Origin of the sequence: Aquamicrobium segne (assembly GCF_042656785.1) — a bacterium.
Taxonomy (GTDB): domain Bacteria; phylum Pseudomonadota; class Alphaproteobacteria; order Rhizobiales; family Rhizobiaceae; genus Mesorhizobium; species Mesorhizobium segne.
Map to the genome: position 1 here is coordinate 1 of NZ_JBHSLL010000075.1, position 2416 is coordinate 2416.

Annotated in this window: 4 protein-coding genes; 1 reads left to right on the forward strand and 3 read right to left on the reverse strand. The window is 54.3% G+C overall.

The features are described 5' to 3' along the window. Positions 1 to 314 precede the first annotated feature (314 nt). The 3 genes from ACFPLB_RS17535 to ACFPLB_RS17545 all read right to left on the reverse strand — a co-directional run bounded on the left by ACFPLB_RS17535 (position 315) and on the right by ACFPLB_RS17545 (position 1858). Positions 315 to 578: a ribbon-helix-helix domain-containing protein gene (locus tag ACFPLB_RS17535; RefSeq protein ID WP_378232079.1), complete on the reverse strand. Its 264-nt coding sequence runs from the start codon at positions 576 to 578 to the stop codon at positions 315 to 317. After that, positions 541 to 1218, reverse strand: a complete 678-nt coding sequence (locus ACFPLB_RS17540) for an AAA family ATPase (protein ID WP_378232080.1) — start codon at positions 1216 to 1218, stop codon at positions 541 to 543. The genes ACFPLB_RS17535 and ACFPLB_RS17540 overlap by 38 nt, the downstream gene beginning before the upstream one ends. Positions 1219 to 1288: 70 nt before the next feature. Further along, positions 1289 to 1858 (reverse strand): tyrosine-type recombinase/integrase, encoded by a 570-nt coding sequence (locus ACFPLB_RS17545; RefSeq protein WP_378232081.1) that lies wholly within the window; start codon positions 1856 to 1858, stop codon positions 1289 to 1291. 119 nt (positions 1859 to 1977) lie between these two features. On the opposite strand from ACFPLB_RS17545, the gene ACFPLB_RS17550 reads away from it, so the two are divergent. Continuing rightward, entirely contained in the window at positions 1978 to 2217 is a 240-nt protein-coding gene (locus ACFPLB_RS17550) for an HTH-like domain-containing protein (RefSeq protein WP_378232083.1), read from the forward strand. The last annotated feature ends 199 nt before the right edge of the window (positions 2218 to 2416 follow it).

Below are 2416 nucleotides of genomic sequence, written 5' to 3' on the forward strand. Positions count from 1 at the left end.
TGGTTCCCCCTTTCGGTTGCATGAACCGCCAAAGGAGTGGGCCGCTCACGGCTTAAACGCAGGGCGCACAAAGCCGTGGCAAGAAACCTCTTGCAAAAACTCCGGAGATTTGGGAGAATTCAACCACCACAGAAGAATTCTTCCCGGTTTTATCTCCGGACTATCAGAAGCCCGCCCTTGGCGGGTTTTTGTGTATCTGGGCCTAGGCCCTCCTTGAAATTTCCAATGAATCACATGGCTAACAATGAATCATGCCAGAGTCGGCCCATTTCTCCAAATCTGAATCAATCCTATAACTGTATAGGAATACAGGATTAAAACTTAATCCCTGCTCCACCTTTGGACGTGAACAGCATGTCGAGCGCTTCCCGCAAAAGCTGCTTTTTGCTGCGGCCGGTTTCGGCGTGAAGGAACGCCAGATTGCGGGCATAGACTGGGGGGAGATTAGCGCCAACCAATACGGTTCGTTCAGTTGCCACTTCTCCATGCAGGCGCTGCCGCGTCTGCCGCGTGGCAAGCGGCGGTGCCTCCGGTATATTGTCAAGCAACCCGGCGAGATTTGGCTTTGGCTTTGCCATGGGAATCCTTTCCGTATAGGGCTGTACGGCTATATTCATATAGCCTTTGAATTTCAGCTGCCGCCTTGCTGGTCGGTTCATATTCTTGGGCGGTCTGGCCATCCTGCTGCGCGCGGGCAAAGGCTTTGCGCAAGTGGATAGAAACCGGCACAAGGTCGGCTTTAAGCTGGGCCACGATCTCGCGGGTCTGCTCGACCTCCGGGCCAGTGGGCGGACAGAAGGTCAAGACAACAGACGCCTGCTTACCCATCTGCTGCGCAAGCCTGACGGTCTGCGTCATGGCGCGAATATCGAGCGCTTCGGCGCGCGTCGGTATTAGCACCATATCAGCTACACTCAAGGCGGCGTCAGCAATGTCCCGTTGTTGCGGGGGACAGTCCAGAATGACCAGATCGGCCCCGCCATTCCGCATAGCCTCAAGGACATGAGGTAGACGGTTAAAATTCACGTCTCTCACAACAGGTGTTTCGCCTTTGCCCGTGTCCCGACGACGGTCGGCCCAAAAGCAGGCTGATGCCTGCGGATCGAGGTCAAACAGGGCAACGTTCTTGCCGTCCTGCTCAGCGGCTACGGCAAGCGCCGTTGCAAGGGTGGTTTTACCCACCCCACCTTTTTGGGAGATGACTGCCAGAATCTTCATACTATAGTGCTATAGATTTATATTGTTAATGGAAACTTAAAGATCACGTTTTCCGCAGCAAGCAGGATTATTACCACATGCGCTCGGCAATTGAGCGCTGTTCTTCCCCCAAAGCATTGGCATAGATCGCTGTCGTCTCAATGGCTGCATGGCCCATCCACTTCGATAGCAGATTAAGCGGCACAGCCGCGCTGATCGCGGCGACACCGTAGCCATGGCGTAGCCCTTTTGGGCTGGCATGCGACCCCTCGATGTCTGCGGCGTTCATAACCGCCTTCACATGCCGCCATGCGGTAGTGCGGCTCCAATCCCATAGCAGTGGATCACTACGGCCCTTGCGGGCCTCCCTGACGCCATGGACGAGGTCGAGGGTATTCAGGAGGCGCGGAGGTACTGGAACGGCTCTGTAGACGCCCCTGCGTCGCTTTTTGAGCGTTTCAAACACCAGCACCTGTCCGTCCAGGTCAACGCGCTTCATGGTAAGCGCCAGTGCCTCGGAAATTCGGCATCCGGTGAAGTGCAGCACTTCGCAAAAGGATCGCACCTCGCGCGACGCTTTGGCCGCGGCGACAAGGAAGGCGGAACGCTCGGCAGCGGTCAGATAGAGACGGCGTCCTTGGGGGTCGATCAGGTCGGACATTGAAACAGAATACTGTGATTCTGTTTCAAATTCTGCCAATTTGAATATTTAGCAAAAAGATATTTGCAAAAAGCTTTTTTCTACGGCAACATGCCCGCATACGCTAACGAGGAGTTCATATGCCAACTAAGGACGTTTTTAAGATGATCCGCGACGCTATCGATACGGCCCCCCGAAATGGTTACGTGGCCGAACTGCACCTTCAAGTGCTTAAATATGCAGACGATTTGGAGGGGACGTCGGGGAAGGATTTCTGCGCCGCCCTCGACCTCAATAAATCGTGGGGGACTGAATTCGCCAAGATGAAGAAGATTTCAGGTAGGCTTCGGGACGCGGGACTTGACCCCGCAAAGATATAAACGTGAGCGGGACATTGAAACAGAATTACCAATTCTATTTCATCTGCATTCGGCTGGCTTCAGTCTCGGGCGAGGCCCTGTGCTTGTCTGAGCAGCTCGCGGTAATCCAATCGCGTGCATGCAACCAGTACACTTTTTCCGAAGCTGTTGCGAATTTATGACAACCGTAGGCGTAATTAGCAGTAGGATACGCGTTAGC